This window comes from Tamaricihabitans halophyticus (assembly GCF_004340875.1).
Lineage (GTDB): Bacteria > Actinomycetota > Actinomycetes > Mycobacteriales > Pseudonocardiaceae > Tamaricihabitans > Tamaricihabitans halophyticus.
This window is the reverse complement of the sequence record NZ_SLXQ01000005.1, coordinates 89,512-108,507: the sequence shown is the minus strand read 5'-3', so window position 1 is coordinate 108,507 and position 18,996 is coordinate 89,512. Positions and strand designations below refer to the sequence as shown.

19 protein-coding genes, 1 tRNA gene and 1 pseudogene are annotated in these 18,996 nt (G+C 66.5%); 6 read left to right on the top strand and 15 right to left on the bottom strand.

Translation table 11 applies throughout. From position 1 onward, the window contains the following. Positions 1 to 320 precede the first annotated feature (320 nt). From EV191_RS14100 to EV191_RS14080, 5 genes are all read right to left on the bottom strand, one after another. Positions 321 to 393 (bottom strand) — tRNA-Ala (locus EV191_RS14100). Between the two features lie 60 nt (positions 394 to 453). Beyond that, positions 454 to 1,737, bottom strand: a complete 1,284-nt coding sequence (gene sepX, locus EV191_RS14095) for a divisome protein SepX/GlpR (RefSeq protein ID WP_132877500.1) — start codon at positions 1,735 to 1,737, stop codon at positions 454 to 456. A gap of 144 nt (positions 1,738 to 1,881) precedes the next feature. Then, complete coding sequence (locus EV191_RS14090; RefSeq protein WP_243658956.1) at positions 1,882 to 2,568, bottom strand: GNAT family N-acetyltransferase; 687 nt, start codon at positions 2,566 to 2,568, stop codon at positions 1,882 to 1,884. Beyond that, complete coding sequence (gene glp / locus EV191_RS14085) at positions 2,543 to 3,766, bottom strand: molybdotransferase-like divisome protein Glp (protein ID WP_132877498.1); 1,224 nt, start codon at positions 3,764 to 3,766, stop codon at positions 2,543 to 2,545. Before glp ends, EV191_RS14090 begins: the two co-directional genes overlap by 26 nt. Positions 3,767 to 3,796: 30 nt before the next feature. Next, entirely contained in the window at positions 3,797 to 4,714 is a 918-nt protein-coding gene (locus EV191_RS14080; protein WP_132877497.1) for a UTP--glucose-1-phosphate uridylyltransferase, read from the bottom strand. A 24-nt stretch (positions 4,715 to 4,738) separates the two neighbouring features. Between EV191_RS14080 and EV191_RS14075 the strand changes: the two genes are divergently transcribed. Further along, positions 4,739 to 5,329, top strand: a complete 591-nt coding sequence (locus EV191_RS14075) for a 5-formyltetrahydrofolate cyclo-ligase (RefSeq protein ID WP_132877496.1) — start codon at positions 4,739 to 4,741, stop codon at positions 5,327 to 5,329. A gap of 131 nt (positions 5,330 to 5,460) precedes the next feature. Next, positions 5,461 to 5,601 (top strand): annotated as a pseudogene (locus EV191_RS30900) (FmdB family zinc ribbon protein); the annotation flags it as partial. A gap of 14 nt (positions 5,602 to 5,615) precedes the next feature. Here the strand turns inward: EV191_RS30900 and EV191_RS30895 are convergent. After that, entirely contained in the window at positions 5,616 to 5,819 is a 204-nt protein-coding gene (locus tag EV191_RS30895; protein ID WP_341539613.1) for a hypothetical protein, read from the bottom strand. Positions 5,820 to 6,033: 214 nt separating this feature from the next. Here EV191_RS30895 and cpaB point away from each other — a divergent pair, with 214 nt between their 5' ends. Together cpaB and mscL are read left to right on the top strand one after the other, a co-directional pair. Beyond that, the gene (gene cpaB / locus EV191_RS14065) at positions 6,034 to 6,723 is read left to right on the top strand and encodes a Flp pilus assembly protein CpaB (RefSeq protein ID WP_132877494.1); all 690 of its coding nucleotides are present in this window, start codon (positions 6,034 to 6,036) and stop codon (positions 6,721 to 6,723) included. 30 nt (positions 6,724 to 6,753) lie between these two features. Then, a complete protein-coding gene (gene mscL / locus EV191_RS14060) occupies positions 6,754 to 7,149 on the top strand; it encodes a large conductance mechanosensitive channel protein MscL (RefSeq protein WP_132877493.1) in 396 nt (131 codons plus the stop codon). Between the two features lie 35 nt (positions 7,150 to 7,184). On the opposite strand, the gene EV191_RS14055 is transcribed toward mscL, so the two are convergent. Together EV191_RS14055 and EV191_RS14050 are read right to left on the bottom strand one after the other, a co-directional pair. Continuing rightward, positions 7,185 to 7,367, bottom strand: coding sequence for a hypothetical protein (locus EV191_RS14055; protein WP_132877492.1), 183 nt, complete (start codon positions 7,365 to 7,367; stop codon positions 7,185 to 7,187). Positions 7,368 to 7,432: 65 nt separating this feature from the next. After that, positions 7,433 to 7,933, bottom strand: a complete 501-nt coding sequence (locus EV191_RS14050) for a MogA/MoaB family molybdenum cofactor biosynthesis protein (protein WP_132877491.1) — start codon at positions 7,931 to 7,933, stop codon at positions 7,433 to 7,435. A gap of 112 nt (positions 7,934 to 8,045) precedes the next feature. Here EV191_RS14050 and EV191_RS14045 point away from each other — a divergent pair, with 112 nt between their 5' ends. Further along, positions 8,046 to 9,107: an NAD-dependent epimerase/dehydratase family protein gene (locus EV191_RS14045; RefSeq protein WP_132877490.1), complete on the top strand. Its 1,062-nt coding sequence runs from the start codon at positions 8,046 to 8,048 to the stop codon at positions 9,105 to 9,107. Positions 9,108 to 9,121: 14 nt separating this feature from the next. Here the strand turns inward: EV191_RS14045 and EV191_RS14040 are convergent, their stop codons facing one another. From EV191_RS14040 to EV191_RS14020, 5 genes are all read right to left on the bottom strand, one after another. Continuing rightward, positions 9,122 to 10,114 carry a TIGR03842 family LLM class F420-dependent oxidoreductase gene (locus tag EV191_RS14040; RefSeq protein WP_132877489.1) on the bottom strand — a complete coding sequence of 331 codons (993 nt, stop codon included), beginning with the start codon at positions 10,112 to 10,114 and terminating at the stop codon, positions 9,122 to 9,124. A gap of 27 nt (positions 10,115 to 10,141) precedes the next feature. Continuing rightward, entirely contained in the window at positions 10,142 to 11,542 is a 1,401-nt protein-coding gene (gene hydA, locus EV191_RS14035; protein ID WP_132877488.1) for a dihydropyrimidinase, read from the bottom strand. A gap of 60 nt (positions 11,543 to 11,602) precedes the next feature. Next, a complete protein-coding gene (locus EV191_RS14030; RefSeq protein WP_165912953.1) occupies positions 11,603 to 12,445 on the bottom strand; it encodes a nitrilase-related carbon-nitrogen hydrolase in 843 nt (280 codons plus the stop codon). A 13-nt stretch (positions 12,446 to 12,458) separates the two neighbouring features. After that, positions 12,459 to 13,994, bottom strand: coding sequence for an NCS1 family nucleobase:cation symporter-1 (locus tag EV191_RS14025; protein WP_132877487.1), 1,536 nt, complete (start codon positions 13,992 to 13,994; stop codon positions 12,459 to 12,461). A gap of 138 nt (positions 13,995 to 14,132) precedes the next feature. Then, on the bottom strand, positions 14,133 to 15,788 hold the full coding sequence (locus tag EV191_RS14020; RefSeq protein ID WP_132877486.1) for a PucR family transcriptional regulator: 1,656 nt from the start codon (positions 15,786 to 15,788) through the stop codon (positions 14,133 to 14,135). Positions 15,789 to 15,918: 130 nt separating this feature from the next. On the opposite strand from EV191_RS14020, the gene EV191_RS14015 reads away from it, so the two are divergent. Further along, complete coding sequence (locus EV191_RS14015; RefSeq protein WP_132877485.1) at positions 15,919 to 17,220, top strand: aspartate aminotransferase family protein; 1,302 nt, start codon at positions 15,919 to 15,921, stop codon at positions 17,218 to 17,220. Here the strand turns inward: EV191_RS14015 and EV191_RS14010 are convergent. Continuing rightward, on the bottom strand, positions 17,217 to 18,269 hold the full coding sequence (locus EV191_RS14010) for a sensor histidine kinase (protein ID WP_132877484.1): 1,053 nt from the start codon (positions 18,267 to 18,269) through the stop codon (positions 17,217 to 17,219). The genes EV191_RS14015 and EV191_RS14010 overlap by 4 nt on opposite strands. Next, positions 18,266 to 18,994, bottom strand: a complete 729-nt coding sequence (locus EV191_RS14005) for a response regulator transcription factor (RefSeq protein ID WP_132877483.1) — start codon at positions 18,992 to 18,994, stop codon at positions 18,266 to 18,268. Before EV191_RS14005 ends, EV191_RS14010 begins: the two co-directional genes overlap by 4 nt. Positions 18,995 to 18,996: the final 2 nt, after the last annotated feature.

Here is an 18,996-nt window from a genome sequence, read left to right as displayed (position 1 = left end):
AGATTCGCATGCCATTCGACTTCTGTTACACCACTGAAAGGGCGAAACACCTAGGTGCGAAACCACGCGATCGTGGTGACGGCATTGGTCGGGACGGGCAAGATCAGTCGCCGTCGTGGCAATTCATCAACTGCTACGCCCAGTCGATGGTCGGCTCATCGACCACGAGGACGTCGTATCGACTCAGCAGCAGCGACACGGGACCAGAACAATGCAGCCTGTCCGCCTAACAACTGCCTTCAACGGAGCCGGCCGCTCGCAAGCCACAGCGGAACGCAAAATGGCGGGCACCCTTTGCGAGTACCCGCCACCGACACACGTGGAGCTGAGGGGAATCGAACCCCTGACCTTCTCGATGCGAACGAGACGCGCTACCAACTGCGCTACAGCCCCGGAAAGTGCTTGCAAAGCATAACAAGCCCTTTCGGACGCCCGCACAGGGCCCCTAGTTGATCACTCCCCGACCGCGCGCCGGAATGGCTGCGCGGACGGATCGTCCAGCTCATTGAACGCCGGGTCCTCATCGTCCAGCTCAAGGACGACCGTGCCGGGCAGCGGTGCCGGTGCACGCGGCGCACTCGGTCGCGGCGTGGGGCGCCGACGCAACTCGGCCGGTTCCTCCGCCACAGCCTCGTCCTCGACGCCGCCAGCACGGTCCGCCTGCTCCGGAGCCTCAGCCCGGCGTGCCGCCGCCATCCGACGCGCGCGTTCCATCCTGGCCAGCCGCCGCTGCCGTACGTCTTCCTCCAACCGCACCTGCCGGCGCAGGTAGACCAAGTAACCGATCAGCACCGCATCGATCGCGCCGTGTGCCCACCACACCAGCGGAACGGTGATCAGCGCGGCGACCGCCGAAACAACGGCGGCGATCAGCATGATCAGCACGACCCGCTGACGGAAGCGGTACTTGGCCTTCGCCGCTAGCGCCGCCGCCTCCGGGTCGAATCCACCCCTACCCGGCCGGTACGTACGCGCCCGTGGCGCCTCCGCATACTCCTCGGCTGCCGGCTCGGCTTTCGCCCACTCGTCCTGGGCACCCCAGTCCTCGGTGGCCCAGTCCTCCGTGGCGCGATCGTCGTCGACCCAGTCCTCGGCCCGAGGCTCGGTAGCCCGCTCCTCGGTGTCCCATTCGTCTGGGAACCTCTCCTCTGGGAACCTCTCCTCTGGGAACCTCTCCTCTGGGGCCCACTCGCCCGGCTCGTCCGTGTAGTACTCCGGGGCATAATCCTCGGCGCCGCGATCGTCATCGTCAGAGGCCGCGTAGTGGTCCTCGACGTAATCCTCATCGGCTACGGCAGCGGTGCACTCCCGCCCCCTGCTCGCCGGATAGGACCGCTCGTCCACCGCGTACTCATCGACGTAGTCAACGTCGTCCTCGCGATACTCGTCGTAGTCGCGGTACTCATCATGATCGTCGCGCTGCACATCCTCGACCGGCTCCGCGTACTCCTCCGCGAACGCATCATCGTCCGCGCGATCCCGGTACTCGTCGTCTGCATAGCCGGCTCGGCTGTCATCGAGGTCGGCCTCGAAATCCCGTTCCGTTGCGTTACCGGACGAACCGGTCATCGCGAACTCCTCTCGCCGCCCACGCCGCACGCCGACGCTGCGTAGTACGCGCGATGACGTTGTCTCCTCGGCGGTCTTGGCGATCTCCTGCCGTTTGCGAGCGATCATCGGCACCAGCACGACGAGCCAAGCCGCGACTAGCCCAACGATGATCAACGAACTCGGCATGTCTCGTCACCTCCCGCGGAAACCGTCCTGGCCGACGTACTGCAATCGTCACGCTAGCCACAACAGTCACACGTCGGGCGGAGGCGCGCCGAAGATCATGGCGCCCCTACACACGGCTACCGCCCGCTTACGGCAACCAAACGCTCAGGGCAGCCGCGCCTGCCCCCGCGCGATCATCCGCGCGACCAGGCCATCGCCGCGCTCTTCCTCGGTAATCGCGAAACACAGGTGATCCCGCCACGCTCCCGCGACATCCAGGTAGCGCAGGAACAGGCCTTCCTCCCGGAATCCCGTCTTGCGCAGCACCCGCACACTTGCCTCGTTTCCTGGCCGTACGGTCGCTTCCAGCCGATGCAACTGGCCGAACGTGAAGCAGTGATCGGCAAGCAGCGCAACCGCCGCACTCGCCACCCCGCCACCAACCTGCTGACTGGACACCCAGTAGCCGATCCACGCCGAACGCAGCGCCGCCCGCACGATATTGCCCACGGTGATCTGGCCGGCAAATACACCGTCCACAGTGATCACAAAAGGCAGTGACTGGCCACGGCGAGCAAGTGCGCGTAGCGATGTCCACTGTGGTGGCCAAGCCCAGAACCCGTTGCGCTGCGCCCAGCTACCGGTCGCCGTGGGTTCCCACTGCTCGAGATGCTCCCGATCCCGCAACCGGATCGCGCTCCACGCCGCGGCATCCAGCAACCTCGGTGGCCGCAGCTGGACCGTGCCGGCTGGCACCACGAGCGGTCCCAGCTTCGCTGGCCAACCAGGATGCCGGCCGGCGTAGTCCGTCGCCACGTCGCGCCGGTCAGCCGCGCTGACCGAGGAAGGCAACGTCGACCTCCTCGCCAGCGGCGATATCAACCACGTCCTCATCGATACAGATCAGACAGTTCGCCTCGGCCAGCGAGGCGAGCAGATGCGCCCCCGAGGTGCCCAACGGCTGCGCCAGGTACTCGCCGTTGTTCTCATCCCTGAGCAGCTGGCCACGCAGATAACCCTTACGTCCCTTCGCCGAGGACACCGGAGAAAGCAGCCGTGCAGTCACCGTTCGCCTGGTCGGGTTGCGCTTACCCTGCGCCGCCCTGATCAGCGGGCGCACCAGCACCTCGAACACCACAAGGGCACTCATCGGATTCGCCGGCACCAAAAAGGTTGGCACCGCATCCGGGCCCAGCCGCCCGAAGCCTTGGACGGACCCCGGATGCATCGCGACCCGATCGGTGTCGATCTCACCAAGCTCGGCAAGTGCGGCGCAGACCTCCGCGCCACTCGTCCCGCCAACGCCGCCCGCGACCACCACGATCTCGGACATCAGCAGCCTGCCCTCGACCAGCTCGCGGAGCCGGCGGGGATCGGTGCCAACGATCCCGACCCTGGTCACCTCCGCGCCCGCATCGCGGGCGGCGGCGGCCAGCGCGTACGAGTTCACGTCGTAAACCTGTCCCTGGGTCGGCGTGCGGTCGATATCGACCAGCTCATCGCCGACGGAAACCACCGACACCCGTGGCTTCGGATATACCAGCACCTTCGCCCTGCCGACCGCGGCGAGTAGCCCCACCTGCGCGGAACCAATCACGTCACCGCGCCGCACCGCCACATCACCGGTCTGCACATCCTCGCCGGTGCGCCGCACATAAGCCGCCGAAGGCACCGACTGGTGCACGGTCACCCGGGCATGCTGCTGGTCGGTGAAGTCGAGCGGGACCACGGCATCGGCCAGCGTCGGCAGCGCCGCGCCGGTTGCCACCCGCACCGCCTGGCCGGGTTGCAGCCTTCGGGGCTGCCGCGAGCCCGCGGCGATCTCGCCGACGACCGGTAGCACCGCCGGCTCGGCTACCGCGTTGCGCACATCCACGCTGCGCACCGCGTACCCGTCGATCGCGGCCTGGTCGAACCCGGGCAATGCCCGCTCCGCCACGATCTCCTCGGCACAGAGCAAACCCTGTGCCTCGGAAATCGCCACCCGCACCGGCGCCGGGCGCACTGCGGCGTCCAGCGCTCGCGCCAACTGTGCGCTCACCGATTTCATCGCGCCTCCATGGGCCGACCGACCGCCTGGTTATTCAGCCTCATTGCCGCTCCCGAGCCGCTCGACGAGCCAGCTTCGCAGCTCGGGGCCGTAATCCGGATCCCTCAGCGCGAAGTCCACCGCCGCACGCAGGAAGCCGCCGGGATTGCCGAGGTCGTGCCGCCGCTCCCGATGCACCACCACATGCACTGGATGACCTTCCTCGATCAACAGCGCGACCGCATCGGTCAACTGCAACTCACCGCCGGAACCCGGAGTAATCCGCCGCAACGCGTCGAAGATAGCCCGGTCGAGCAGATACCGCCCGGCAGCGGCAAACGTCGACGGCGCGTCCGCAGCCGCCGGCTTCTCGACCATCCCGTGCACCCGCTTGACGTCGTCCTCCGCGGTATCGGACACATCGAAAACACCGAACGCGGAGATCTCCTCGCGCGGGATGTCGAAGGCGCACAGCACGCTGCCACCGTGTTCGGCGCGCACCTTCGCCATCCGGTCCAGTACCCCGACCGGCAGGATCAGGTCGTCCGGCAGTAGTACGGCGACCGCCGAATCGCTGTCCGCGAGGTTTTCCTCGGCGCAGCCGACCGCGTGTCCGAGCCCGAGCGCCTGGTGCTGCTCCGCGATCTCCACGTTGATCAGCTCCGGCGCCTTGCGGACCTTGGCCAACAGCTCATCCTTGCCCTTGCTCGCCAGAGTCTCTTCCAGTCGAGGCGCGGGCTGGAAGTACTCCGCGACCGAGGCCTTCTCCTTCGAGGTCACGATGACCAGCTTGCTCGCGCCGGCTCTGGCGGCCTCGTCGGCCACAAGTTCGATCGCCGGCCGATCGACCACGGGCAGCAGCTCTTTCGGCACCGCCTTGGTCGTGGGCAGGAACCGGGTGCCCAGGCCAGCCGCGGGCACGATCGCGGTCTGGAACGCGGTGTTCGACGGGGTGTGCGGGACGCTCATGGCATGCGAGCCTAACGTGGTGGGGTGGCTGAACCCGGCAATGAGTTCCCAACCAAGCCGCAGTGGCGGAAACAACTGCGCGCGGCGCGCCGGGCGCGGACCGCCGAACAGTGGGCGAGCGAGGCCGCGACACTGACCCACACGCTGCTCAACAGCAATGTGATCGCCGAGGCTCGGACGCTTGGCTGCTACCTCCCGATGCCCGACGAACCTGGCTCGGTGGCGATGTTGGACGCGCTGCGGACCGCTGGCAAACGCTTGCTTCTGCCGGTTGTGCAGGGTGAGCAGCTGGACTGGGTGGCCTACACCGGATCCGACGCGCTGACCACCGGCGCTTTCGGGCTGGCTGAGCCGACGGGTGAGCGGCTCGGCACGGAAGCACTCGGTGCCGCGGAGGTGGTGCTGGTGCCCGCGCTCGCCGTCGACCGCAACGGCACTCGGTTGGGCAAAGGCAAGGGTTTCTATGACCGGGCGCTGCGGTTCGCGAGCAGCGATGCGGTGTTCATCGTGCTCGTGCGGGACGAGGAATTGGTCACACGGCTACCTGCCGAGCCCCACGACGTCACCATGGATTGGGCGGTTACCCCTGGTCGCGGCTTGATCAAGGTTGGCTAGCGGGAACCGGCGCGGCACCGTTCGTGCATCGCGGTTTGCGCCGGGAGGTTCGCGTAGCGCATCATCGTAGTTAGCACTCTCACATGGTGAGTGCCAAATCGTGATCGGGAGAACCCGGCGAGGAGCGCAAGGTGCCCACGTACCAGTACGCCTGCAAGAGCTGCGACCACCAATTCGAGACGGTCCAGTCCTTCAGCGACCCTTCGTTGACTGAGTGCCCGGAATGCACCGGAGCGCTGCGCAAGCTGTACGGTTCGGTAGGCGTGATCTTCAAGGGCAGCGGTTTCTACCGGAACGACTCGCGCTCCTCGAACAACGGCGATACCTCAGCCAAGTCGGACAGCTCCGAGAAGACCAGCGGCACGGAGAGCTCGGACAAGGCTGACAGCTCAGCGAAGTCGGAGTCCGGTTCCTCCTCGAATGGCAACTCCGGCGGGGAAAGCAAGGGCACCAGCAGCTCGAGTACCAGTTCGGGGTCGACGACCAGCACCAGCTCGTCCTCGTCAAGCTCCTCCTCATCCGGAAAAGCCGCCAGCGCGGCCTCCTAAGCAGGACTGACGTTCCAGCCGGAGCCCGAGCCTACTTGTCCACAATCACCCAGATTGTCCACAAGTAGGCGGATTCCGCTAGGTGAGTCCACATCCCCCGGTTAGCTTCGGTTCTGGGTCGCCACCGCGGCCCGGACCAGCTATCCGGGGGTTTTCATGAACAGCCAAACACCGCGCACATCCTTGCCCGATCGATTGGTCAGGGCGTTCCGCAAGCAGCGCGGCTGGCCCCGCCCGGCACGTATCGCGCTTATTCGCAAGATCGTCGCCATCGCCCTGCTGCTGCTCGCCGGCGCCCTGGCGGTGCGGCCACCACCGGCAACCGGCGAAGCGGGCGAGCCACTGCTGGTCGCGGCGCGGGACCTGGCGCCGGGCAGCGCGCTTCGTCCCGCCGATATCCGAATGGCCGAGTTACCGGTGGACGCGCATCCGACCGGCGCGCTCACGAACTCGGAAGCAGCCCTTGGCCAAACGCTGACCAGTGCGGCGCGGGCTGGCGAACCAATTACCGACGCGCGGCTCATTGGTCCAGCGAACACCGCGCTGACCACGGGAACAGCCGCCGCGGACACGACCGCGGTACCCGTGCGGCTCGCCGATTCCGGGGTGGCCGAGCTGCTGCGCCCCGGGATGCGGGTCGACCTGGTAACCACCCAGGAGCACGCCGGTGCCGCGGACCCACTCGCGCGGGACGCCACCGTGCTGACTGTGATCACCGATCGTGATGACCACGCCGAGGGGGCGGCTCAAGAGGGAACACTTGCCATCCTGGCGCTACCTGACAAGACGGCGACTCAGGTAGCGGGTGCATCGCTCACGCGAGCCGTCACGGTTACGCTCCGATAGCTCAATTCTTACCGAGTCGAGGAGCTGGACGTGTTCAAAGGTTTCAAAGAATTCCTGACCCGCGGAAACGTGCTTGACCTTGCCGTTGCCGTGATCATCGGTACGGCGTTCACCGCAATCGTCACGGCGATCGTGGACAACCTGATCAACCCCATGATCGCTGCGCTCGGCGGGACGAACGTGAATGGCCTCGCGGTCCAGTTGATCGATGAGAACGACAAGACCGTGATCGACTTTGGCGCGATCATCACCGCGGCGCTGAACTTCCTGATCATCGCGGCGGTGGTCTACTTCGCGATCGTGGTCCCAGTGCAGAAGATCATGGCACGCAGCAAGCGCGGAAAGGAGGAAGAACCAGCCGAACCAACCGATGTGGAGCTGCTTACCGAGATTCGCGATCTGCTACGCCAGCAGAACAACCGCTGAGCGGCGGTACCGGCCCTGGTCGGGCAAATCCGTGATCAGCGATCGTGGTGCGGTGGCCGGTTGTCCAGGTACCAGGCGTCCGGGTTGCTCTCGGCCGGCTCCGGCGCCCGCTCGTCCGAGCTAGCCTGCGGCAGCACCTCGCCGAACACCTTGTCGAGTTCCGCCCGTGCGGCGGCCCTGGCCCGGTCGACAGTGGGCTGCTCATCCGGTTCGCTCACGGTACGTCCTGCTCCGTTCTAGGCCAGCTCCAGTTCAGTTCTAGGCCAGTTCAGTTCTGGCCGGCTCAGTTCTGGGCCAGCCCGGACAGCTCCTCGATCACATGCGGAACCAGCGCGGACAGCGTGGCCATGCCATCCCGCACGGCCATCCTGGACCGCGCCAGGTTGACGACCAGGGTGCTTCCGGAGATACCGACCAGACCACGAGACACCCCGGCGTCCACCGCGCCCGCGGCGAGGCCGGAGGATCGGATCGCCTCGGCGATTCCGGGGATCTGCTGGTCGAGTACGCCCAGGGTTGCCTCTGGGGTCACATCGCGGGGTGAGACTCCGGTGCCGCCGACCGTCACCACCAGGTCGACGCCCCCGATCACGGCTGTATTCAGCGCGTTGCGGATATCCACCGTCTCGCCCGAGGCGACGACCGTGCCATCCACGATGAAGCCGGCTTCCTCCAACAACTCGGTGACCAGCGGACCGGTGGTGTCCTCATGCTCCGAATGCGTTACCCGGTCATCCACGATTACGACCAATGCACGTCCGAGCCGTTGCGCGCTGCGTTCCATAGCGCTAACCGTAGCGGGCTACCCGGACGGATTCACGGCGAGTTCTGACGATTCGCTGACGTCTTGTCGGAGAGCGGCCAACCGGCCGTTCTCCGAAGCTACCGTCGCTCAGGTGCGAGTTCTGGTCACCGGCGGCGCCGGGTTCATCGGGTCACATATCGTGGATCAACTCGTGGCGGAGGGCCACGAGGCCATCGTGCTGGACAGCCTCCATCCGGCCGCGCACCGGAGCAGCGCGGTCCCGGATTACCTCGCAACACACGAGGTGGTCCGGGCTCGACTCACCGATGCCAGCGCGCTACGCGAGCTCCTGGCCGGGGTGGATGTGGTGTGTCATCAGGCCGCGATGGTCGGGCATGGCGTCTCGCCAGCCGATACGCCCGACTACACCCTGGCCAACGACCACGGCACCGGCGTGCTGCTGGCCGAGATGTACCGCGCCGGGGTGCACCGGCTCGTGTTGGCCTCCTCGATGGTGGTCTACGGCGACGGTCGCTATCGCTGCGCCGAGCATGGGATCGTCACTCCAGCGCACCGGCGACAGTCCGATATCGCCGAGGGCAGGTTCGATCCACCCTGCCCGCACTGCGGCGCCCAGCTGGGCTGGCTGCTGGTCCCCGAGGACGCACCGGTTGACCCGCGAAGCACCTATGCGGCCAGCAAGCTCGCCCAAGAGCACCTTGCGGCCGCCTGGGCGCGCCAGACCGGCGGCAGCTGTTGGGCGTTGCGCTACCACAACGTCTACGGTCCGCGGATGCCCCGCGATACGCCCTACGCCGGGGTCGCCGCGCTGTTCCGGAGCGCGCTCGAAAGCGGGGCGGCTCCCACCGTGCTCGAGGACGGCGCGCAGCGGCGCGATTTCGTCCACGTGCACGATGTAGCCAGGGCCAACCTCGCCGCACTGAACGCGCTGGACGCGCCAGAGGACACTGCTGGCGCGCTTACCGCGGTGAACATCTGCTCGGGGCAATCCCATACGGTCGGCGAGTTCGCCGCCGCGCTCGCGAAGGCGATCGGCGGGCCGGAACCCCGGATCGTCGGTGGGGCACGGCCGGCCGACGTTCGGCATATCGTCGCCGATCCAGCGCGCGCCGACAAACTACTCGGCTTCACCGCGCGCATCGCCTTCCAGGACGCGGTTGCCCAGTTCGCCACCGCGCCGCTTCGTGAGTAACCCGGGTAACCGCGTCACACCTGCCCCGCGATCTCCTTCCCGTAGCTGCGCAGCGTTTCCTCCCGCTGATCGTGCATCAGGTAGAGCGCGAACTGGTGCACACCGATCTCCCGCAGCTCGGCGAGCTGATCCCGATGCGCGCTTGCCGGACCGAGCAGACAGAACCGGTCCACGATCGCGTCCGGCACGAAATCGGTGTCCGGATTGCCCGCGCGCCCGTGATGCGCATAGTCGTAGCCTTGCCGGCCAGCTATGTAGTCAGTCAACTCGTGCGGCACCGCACCGGATTCGCCGTAGCGCTCCACCAGGTCCGCGACGTGGTTGCCGACCATCCCGCCGAACCAGCGCAGCTGATCACGCTGGTGCGCGAGATCCGTGCCGACATAGGCGGGCGCGGCCACGCAAATGGTGATCCCGCCAGGGTCCCGGCCAGCCGCCCGCGCGGCCTCCCGCACCTCGCCTACCGTCCAGCGCGCGATCGCCGGATCGGCTGTCTGCAGGATGAACCCGTCAGCCTGCTCGCCAACCATCCGCAAAGCCTTCGGCCCGTATCCCGCCATCCAGATCTCCAGGCGACCATTACGCACCCAGGGCAGCCGGATCGCGCCATCTGCCTGATCGACTTCTCGTCCCTCAGCCAGTTCCTTGATCACCCGCATCGCCTCGCCGAGAGTGCGCAGCGAAGCCGGCGGTTTCCCGATCACCCGGCGAGCCGAGTCGCCCCTGCCGATGCCACATACCGTGCGGTTGCCGAACATATCGTTCAGCGTCGCGAACAGCGATGCGGTCACCGACCAGTCCCGAGTACTCGGGTTCGTCACCATCGGACCGACAACCAGCCGCGACGTCGCGGCGAGGATCTGCGAGTAGATCACGAACGGTTCCTGCCACAGCACGCAGGAATCGAACGTCCAGCCGTAGTCGAATCCGTTGTCCTCCGCCTGTTGCATCAGCCGGACGACCTCCCGCGCCGGCGGGTCGGTCTGCAACACCAGTCCAAGATCCATTGTGTTCACCCCGTCATTCCCGCGCGGTCAGTTCAGGTACTGGCACAGCTCGCGTTCCAGGAACCGGCCATGGCCCGGCGCTCCGTGAAACTCACCAGCGTCCACCAGCACCCTGCCCCTGGACAGCACGGTCTCCGCCTGCCCGGTAAGCGCGAAGCCTTCATACGCCGAGTAGTCCACGTTCATGTGATGGGTCGCCGCGGACAGCGTCTGCCGCGCCTGCGGGTCGTAGACCACGATGTCCGCGTCCGCGCCTGGCGCGATCACGCCCTTGCGCGGATAGAGCCCGAACATCCGCGCCGGCGTGGTTGAGGTGAGCTCCACCCAGCGCGCCAGCGAGATCTCCCCGGCAACCACGCCCTGGTGCAACAGATCCATCCGATGCTCTACCCCGGGCATCCCGTTCGGGATGAGCCGGAAGTCAGCTCGGCCCAGCTCCTTCTGCTCCACGTAACAGAATGGACAGTGGTCGGTGGACACGACGGACAGGTCGTTCGTGCGCAGCCCGCGCCACAGATCGGGCTGGTGCGATTTATCCCGCAGCGGCGGCGAAGCCACGTACTTGGCTCCCTCAAAACCAGGCTTCGCCAAGTCCTCAACGGACAGATAGAGGTACTGCGGGCAGGTTTCGGCGAACACGTTCTGCCCGTCATTGCGCGCGCTCGCGACCTCGGCCAACGCCTGTGCCGCGGACAGGTGCACAATGTAGAGTGGCGCTTTGGTGACCTGTGCAAGGGAAATCGCCCGGTGGGTCGCCTCGCCCTCGAGTTCCGGTGGCCGGGTGAAACCGTGCTGCACCGGTTCGGTTCGCCCGGAGTTCACCGCCTGCTTCGCCAGCTCGTCGATCGCTATGCCGTTCTCCGCGTGCATCATGATCATCGAGCCGGTTTCGGTCGCCTGCTGCATCGCGAGCAGAATCTCGCCGTCCGTCGAGTACAGCGCGCCGGGGTAGGCCATGAACATCTTGAAACTGTTCACGCCCGAATCGACACAGGTGCGCATCTCCTTCAGGGTGGTCTCGTTGACGTCCGAAACGATCATGTGGAACGCGTAGTCGATCGCGCAGTTCCCGTCCGCCTTCTGCTGCCAGGAATCCAACGTCGACAGTAAGGAGCTGCCCTTTTCCTGCTTGGCGAAGTCGATGATCGTCGTGGTGCCACCCCAGGCTGCCGCGGTGGTACCCGTTTCGAAAGTGTCGGATGCGTTGGTGCCACCGAAGGGCATCTCCATATGCGTATGCGCGTCGATCCCGCCGGGCAGCACGTACTTGCCGGTCGCGTCGATCACCCGCTCGGCATGGGCCGACCACTGTTCGGCGAGCCCACCGGGCATCGCGAGGGCGGCGACCCGTTCGCCCTCGATCAGCACATCGGCCGCACTCGCCCCGGTTGAGCTCAACACCGTGCCGTTTTTGATGACGATGCTCATGCACAGCTCCTCTCCGCGTCCGTTTCCGCTGTCTTGCCTACCCCAGGTTCGGCCGCGCCCTTACGGTTCGACCAGCGGCCCATAGCTGTCCGGCCGGCGATCCCGGTAGAAGGCCCAGGTATTGCGCACCTCGGTGAGCTTGTCCAGATCGAGATCACGCACCACGACCTCCTCTTCGGTATCCGAGGCGGCATCCCCGACCAGCTGCCCACGCGGGTCCACGAAGTAGGTCTGGCCATAGAAGTCGTTGTCGCCCAACGGTTCCTTACCTACCCGGTTGATCGCGCCCACGTAGTACTCGTTGGCAACCGCCGCTGCTGGCTGCTCAAGACGCCACAGGTAGGCGGAAAGTCCCCTGCTGGTTGCCGACGGGTTGAACACGATCTTCGCCCCGGCCAACCCGAGTGCCCGCCAGCCTTCCGGGAAGTGCCGGTCATAGCAGATATACACGCCGATCCGCCCGACCGCGGTATCAAATATCGGGTATCCGGTATTGCCGGGCCGGAAGTAGAACTTCTCCCAGAACCCCGGTAGATGCGGCAAATGGTTCTTCCGGTACTTACCGAGATAGGTGCCGTCCGCGTCGATCACCGCCGCGGTGTTGTAGTAGATACCCGGCTGTTCCTCCTCATACATCGGCGCGACGATCACGATGTGGTGCCGCCGCGCCACCTCGCACAGCAGTTGCGTTGTCGGGCCATCCGGGATCGGTTCGGTGTAGGAGTAGTAGTCCACATCCTGCACCTGGCAGAAATACGGACCATAGAACAACTCCTGCAGGCAGACGACCTGCGCGCCCTGCGAGGCGGCGCTGGCGATCGCCTGCACCGAGTTCTCGATCATCGAGTCCTTGTCACCGGTCCAGCGCTGCTGAACCAGGCCGGCCCGCACGATGTTCGACACCAGTACTCCTCCTTCATCGGTTTTCACCATCGGTTCCGGCATACTCGCTCGGCACCCGCGCCGCGGAGCCGAACACGGAAAGCGCGAGATACGTCAGCATCGCCGCGAAGAATCCGGCGACCCAGCTGTAGTCGTAGAACATCTTGAGCAACGGGATCAGCCCGTCCTCGGGGAACGGCCCACCGTAAGCCCCGCCGACCGCGAACACCGCGCCGATGACCGTGGCCACCAGCGCGCGCCAGTTCCAGCCACCCCGGAACCAGTACCTGCCCCGCTCGCGATACAGCTCGGCAAGCGCCAATCGTGCCCTCGCCCGCAACCAGTAGCCGGCGATCAGCACGCCGGCCACCGCGGCGAGCACACCACCGTAGAAGTTCAGCCAGGCGAAGATGTAGATATTCGGGTCGGCGATCAACCGCCACGGCATGATGACGATGCCGATCACCCCGGTGATCAGACCACCGACCCGGAAGCTGATCCGGCGCGGGAACGCGTTCGAGAAGTCATACGAAGGGCTCACCACGTTCGCCGCGAGGTTGGCCGAAACCGTGGCCAAGCCGAGGCCGAGCAATGCCAGCACGACCACCACGGCCGAATCGAACCGGCTGGCCAGCTCGACCGGATCCCAGATCGCCTCGCCGTAGAGCACGATGCCGCCCGAGGTGATCATGATGGACACGATCGCCATGAAGGACATGGTGGTCGGCAACCCGAGTACCTGTCCCCACACCTGCCTGCGCTGGCTGGACGAGAACCGGGTGAAGTCCGGCATGTTCAACGACAGCGTCGCCCAGAACGCGATCATGCCCATCAGCGAGGGCGCGAAAACCTTCCAGAAGTCCGCACCCCAGCCGAGCTGCGAAGGTTGCGAGAAAATCGGCCCGAACCCGCCGGCCTTGATCAGCACATAGCCAAGCAGCAACAGGAACCCAACGGTCACCAGCGGCGCGGTCCAGTTCTCGAACCGGCGAACCGCCTCGATCCCGCGCCAGATGATCGCCATCTGGAATCCCCAGAACAGCAGGAAGCCGAGCCAGATGGACCAGGGCTGCCCGAAGATCCGCGCCGCGTCCGTCCACCAGTCGCCGGCGAACTTGCCGACGATTACGTAGACCGCCTGCCCGCCAACCCAGGTCTGGATGCCGAACCAGGCGCAGCCGATGAACGCGCGCAGCAGTGCCGCGAAGTTCGCGCCACGCACCCCGTAGAAGGCCCTGGCGAATACCGGGAAGGGAATACCGTACTTGGTGCCGGCGTGGCTGTTCAGCAACATCGGGACGAGCACGATGAGGTTGGCTAGCGTGATCGTCATGAAGGCCTGCAACCAGTTCATCCCGATCGCGATCAGCCCGGAGGCAAGCAGATAGCTGGGAATGTTGTGCGCCATCCCCATCCACAGCGCGAAGTAGTTGTAGGTGGTCCACTTTCGCTTGGCGATCGGTACCGGGACGAGTTCCGGATTGGCGAACCGTCCAGTCAACGCGGTTGGCTCGGACAGCTCTACCCGACCGTCCGGATGCGACACTTGGGAGGTTTCCGGCGCGGACATCGTCGCCCCTCAGCAATCCGCCATCTGGCGGACAGTTCGACGGAGCACCCTGCTTCTCATTGGGAAATCCTGGTCCCGCGGCCAACGCTGGACGAGCGGCATACTGCGCACTGTTCGGCCAGCTTGCGCACACACTGTCTATTGCGCGTCGACGGTTTCCGTGGCGAGCAGCGCCACATGCAGTGAAAGTACTGACTCTGGATCTTCAAGGGATACGCCAAGAACCTGCTCCACCCTAGCCAGCTGCTGGTAGTACGCGGTACGGGACATATGCGCGGCTGCCGCGGCCGCCGACTTGTTGCCGCCGCATTCGCAGAAGTGCCGCAGGATCTCCACCAGCCGCCCGCCGTATTTCGCGTCCCGCTCCCGGAGTGCGCCGAGCTCCCGCGCCGCGAAGGCACTCAGCCGTTCATCGCCGCGTAACAGCTGGAGCAGGCCACGTAACCGAACATCGGCCAGCCGGTAGTAGCCGCGCACGGCCGGCGGGCCATCCCGCAGCGCGGCGCCGGCTACCTGATCAGCCTCGGTCAGGCTCCGGCGGGCATCAGCCGGATCAGCAACGGTCGTGCCGGCCCCAACCACCACGGGTATCCGCTGCGGCGCGTTCGCCGCGGCCTGGTGAATCCGGTCGGCCAGCCGGGTGAGCACGGCTTCCCCGTCGGCTTGTGGAGTCAACGAGAGCAGCGCTCGCACGCTGGTGTCATCCACCACCGCGACCAGCGCGCTGACCCGCGCGTCCCGGACGGCGAGCGCGGTCGCCTCGGCCAGATCCCGCAACACTTCCTGGGTGGCCAGCGCGGTCATCGACGCCGGCGGCGTCGCGGTGCTCGGCCGGACCGCGAGGCCGAGCAGCTCCCGGTTGTCCAGCGGCACCCCGAGCGCGGCCGAACGCGCGCTCACGTCCGGCGCTGCCCCGGCAAGGATCTCGGTGAGCAGGGTGCGGTGCGCATGCCGTTCAAGGCTCTCCGCGTCCCTGGTCAGCAACCGGTGTACGGCGAGCGCGGAAGCCGCCCGCTCGATCAACACCACCTGGCTCGGCGATGGTTCCGCGGGGCAATGCAGGACCAGCCGGCCCCAATCGTGCCCGCGCGCCCCGACCACGGTCACCAACCAGCCATGGTGCGGGTCGTAACCGGTCCGCCCGCCGGATCGCGCTCCTGGCAAGGTGTCCGCCAGCCGCACCGCGCGGGATCGGGTGGCCCAGTCGGCAAGGAGTTCGGTCGGGCGCTGCCCAGCCATATCGTAGGCAAGCACCTCATGCGCCAGGGTTTCCAGGACGACCGGCAGGCCAGCGGCCTGCGCGACCTCGCGCAGTACCTCGGCGGGTTGCGCACCAGCCACGGTCAGCGCGGTGAAGGTCTGGTGGATCTCCTCAGCCGCGCGCAGTTCGGCGACCTGGGCGGCCACGATCTGCTCGGCCACGGCTTCGGTCACCGAGACGAACCTGGTCTCCCTTGCCAGCGTGATCAACGGCAGCTGGTGGCGCTGCGCGGCGGCGACCAACGCCTCGGGCAGCTGCTCACTCCAGTGCCGCAGCAGCTCGACGACCACCCCCGCCGCGCCGACCTTGGCGAGTTCGTCGACATACCGGGCCAGCCCGCCGTCGTCGTCCGGCAGCGCGATCCCGGTGGTTAGCACCAGTTCATTGCCGCGAAGCAGATGCGCCAGATCAGCCACCTCGGCAACATGCACCCAGCGCACCCGGTTGGTCAGCCGAACGGCCCCGGCGACCACGGTGGGTTTGCCGTCCTGGACCACGGGCAGGGCAAGTACATCCGAAACTGTCGGATACATCACTCACCTCCGTGAACAGAATGTCAGCTCGACGCCGCGCTGGCGATACATCTTGTCGCTGGCGGGGCACCCGGCTCGCTCGGCACACTCGGGTGGACCGAGTTCAGCTGGTCAATCGCGGGAGGACCGGATGGCCGAGGACAGACTGATCGACCGACACCGCAGGGTCATGCCGAACTGGCTGGCGCTGTACTACGCGGATCCGATCGAGATCGTGCACGCCGCCGGCCGGCACGTGACCGACGCGAACGGCAAGACCTACCTCGACTTCTTCGCGGGGATCCTGACCAACGCAATCGGCTACGACATCCCGGAAATCTCCGACGCGGTACGCAAACAGCTGGACACCGGGGTGCTACACACCTCCACGCTGTACCTGATCCGTAAGCAGGTCGAGCTGGCCGAACGGATCGCCGAGCTGTCCGGGATCCCGGACGCGAAGGTGTTCTTCACCAATTCGGGCACCGAGGCGAACGAGACCGCGCTGATGCTCGCCACCCAGTACCGCCGCAGCAATCAGGTACTCGCGCTGCGCAACTCCTACCACGGACGGGCCTTCGCTACCGTGGGAATCACCGGCAACCGTGGCTGGTCGGCCAGTTCGCTTTCCCCGGTGAAGGTCAGCTATGTGCACGGCGGATACCGGTATCGCAGCCCCTTCGCGGACTACTCGGACGCCGACTACATCGCCGCCTGCGTGGCCGATCTGCGGGACGTGCTGGAAACAACCACCGCAGGCGACGTGGCCTGCCTGATCGCCGAGCCCATTCAGGGTGTCGGTGGTTTCGCCACGCCGCCGGACGGACTGTTCGCCGCGATGCGGGAAGTACTCGACGAGTACGGCATCTTGTTCATCTCGGACGAGGTGCAAACCGGCTGGGGCCGCACCGGGACACATTTCTGGGGGATCCAAGCGCACGACGTGGTTCCGGACGCGCTGACCTTCGCGAAGGGGCTTGGCAACGGCCTGGCGATCGGCGGGGTGGTCGCCAGGGGCGAGCTGATGGACTGCCTGACCGCCAATTCGCTGTCCACCTTCGGCGGCAACCCGGTGTCCACAACGGGCGCCCTTGCCACGCTGAACTATCTGCTCGACTACGACCTGCAGGCGAACGCGGCCCAGCTTGGCGCGCGGCTACACGCCGGACTGCACGCGCTGCGGGAGCGGTACGCGGTCATCGGCGACGTGCGGGGCAAGGGCCTGATGGCGGGCGTTGAGCTGGTGGTACCGGGCGGCAAGGACCCCGCGCCGGATATGGCCAGCGAGGTGCTCGAGCACGCCCGCGAACTCGGGCTACTGATTGGCAAGGGTGGGCTGCATGGGAATGTGCTCCGGCTGGCGCCGCCGATGACCTTGACCCCGGACGAGCTGGAGACGGCACTTGGCATCCTCGCCGAGGCGTTCGCCCGGCTCCCCGCCGCCATGCACTAACTGGTGGCCATCGGCAGCCACACCTCGAATCGACAGCCGGGACCATGGTTACGCACCGCGATCCGCCCGCGATGCGCCTCCACCAGTCCCTTCGCGATCGCCAGGCCGAGTCCGGTACTTGCCGGACCGGTTACCGCCCGTTCCGGGGTACGTGCCGCGGTACCCCGGAACGCCACGTCGAACACCCTCGGCAGCTCATCATCGGGGATACCGCCGCAGCAGTCATCAACCGCGATCACCGCCTCCGCGCCGGAAACGCCGATCCGCACCGCGACCGCGCCATCCGGTGGCGTATGCCGGATGGCATTGGACACCAGATTGCGCACCACCCGCGCGAGTTCCGGATCGCTGCCGAGTACCACCGGCCAGGCGTGCGCGTCGGCCTGCAGCCTGATCCGCTGTTCCTGGGCAACCTGCTGCTGACCGGCCAGCGCCTCGGAAACCACTTCGTGTAGCGGTATCTCGGACATGGTGAGCCGCAACGCTCCCGCGGTGATCCTCGACAGCTCGAAGAGATCGTCCACCATGCCGGAGAGCCTGGTTGCCTCACCGCTGATCCGCTGCGCGTAGTCCGCGACGTCATCCGGTTTCGCCACGACGCCATCGGCGAGCGCCTCGCCCATCGCCCTGATCCCTGCCAGCGGGCTACGTAGATCGTGGCTGATCCAGGCGACAAGCTCGCGCCGGGAAGTCTCGGCCGCCCGCTCGCGCTCCCTGGCTTCGCGCTCCCAGACGCTGCGTTTGGCGATCGAGCGGCCGATCCACAGTCCCGGAAGCACGGTCACCAACGCGACGATCAGACAAACGATCAGCATGGTGGTCAGCGTCGGGTTGAACATGAACCCGCTGATCCCCAGCACGCCGATCACCATCGCGAGGATCGGCATCAGCACAAGGACCGACATGGTCGCCGCGAGCGATCTGTTGCGCAGCAGCCAAAGCAGCAACGCGCCGAGCAACACGATAGGTAACACGAAAGCGAGCGCGAACGGCAGGATGTGCAGAATATGCTGGATCATGTCCCGCGTGGGCTCATCGGGATCGATCATCGCGGCACCACCGGGTCGTATCGGTAGCCAACGCCCCACACCGTGGCGATCCGCTTCGGTTTCGCGGGATCCACTTCAACCTTCTCCCGCAACCGTCGCACATGGACGGTTACCGTGGACTGGTCGCCGAAGTCCCAGCCCCATACCCGTTCCAACAACTCGGCCCTGCTGAACGCGGTCCCCGGGTTACCGATGAAGAACGCGAGGAGTTCGAACTCGCGCACCGTCAGACTGAGTTCCAGACCGTCGCGAGTGGCCGTTCGCGCGGCCGAGTCCAGCCGCAGATCGCCATCCCGCAGCTCGGTCACCGCCGCGGCCGAGGATGTTGCCTGCGGTCCGCGGGCTCTGCGCAGCACCGAACCCACCCGTAGCGCGAGTTCCCTCGGGGAGAACGGTTTGGTCACGTAGTCGTCCGCACCGAGCGCGAGGCCGGCGATCCGGTTCTCTTCCTGCCCGAGCGCGGTCAGCATGATGACCGGAACCATGCTGCGCAGCCGTAGGCGACGGCACACCTCGAGGCCATCCATCCCCGGCATCATCACGTCCAGGACGATCAGATCGGGCTCCTGCTCGGCGAACATCCGCAGGGCTTCGGCCCCGTCGGCAGCCAGCCGCACGTGGTGCCCGGCGGCTTCCAGATATCGCTGGAGCACATCCCGCATCGTCGCGTCATCGTCTACCACGAGCACCGTGCCAGCCGGTCGCGCCGTGCCATCCGTTGCCATCT

What these genes read in the sequence shown, in the direction of transcription:
- sepX (WP_132877500.1), bottom strand. Translation starts at nt 1,737, where the DNA reads ATGCCGAGTTCGTTGATCATCGTTGGGCTAGTCGCGGCTTGGCTCGTC.
- glp (WP_132877498.1), bottom strand. Translation starts at nt 3,766, where the DNA reads ATGAAATCGGTGAGCGCACAGTTGGCGCGAGCGCTGGACGCCGCAGTG.
- EV191_RS14080 (WP_132877497.1), bottom strand. Translation starts at nt 4,714, where the DNA reads ATGAGCGTCCCGCACACCCCGTCGAACACCGCGTTCCAGACCGCGATC.
- cpaB (WP_132877494.1), top strand. Translation starts at nt 6,034, where the DNA reads ATGAACAGCCAAACACCGCGCACATCCTTGCCCGATCGATTGGTCAGG.
- EV191_RS14050 (WP_132877491.1), bottom strand. Translation starts at nt 7,933, where the DNA reads ATGGAACGCAGCGCGCAACGGCTCGGACGTGCATTGGTCGTAATCGTG.
- EV191_RS14040 (WP_132877489.1), bottom strand. Translation starts at nt 10,114, where the DNA reads ATGGATCTTGGACTGGTGTTGCAGACCGACCCGCCGGCGCGGGAGGTC.
- hydA (WP_132877488.1), bottom strand. Translation starts at nt 11,542, where the DNA reads ATGAGCATCGTCATCAAAAACGGCACGGTGTTGAGCTCAACCGGGGCG.
- EV191_RS14025 (WP_132877487.1), bottom strand. Translation starts at nt 13,994, where the DNA reads ATGTCCGCGCCGGAAACCTCCCAAGTGTCGCATCCGGACGGTCGGGTA.
- EV191_RS14020 (WP_132877486.1), bottom strand. Translation starts at nt 15,788, where the DNA reads ATGTATCCGACAGTTTCGGATGTACTTGCCCTGCCCGTGGTCCAGGAC.
- EV191_RS14015 (WP_132877485.1), top strand. Translation starts at nt 15,919, where the DNA reads ATGGCCGAGGACAGACTGATCGACCGACACCGCAGGGTCATGCCGAAC.
- EV191_RS14010 (WP_132877484.1), bottom strand. Translation starts at nt 18,269, where the DNA reads ATGATCGATCCCGATGAGCCCACGCGGGACATGATCCAGCATATTCTG.
- EV191_RS14005 (WP_132877483.1), bottom strand. Translation starts at nt 18,994, where the DNA reads ATGGCAACGGATGGCACGGCGCGACCGGCTGGCACGGTGCTCGTGGTA.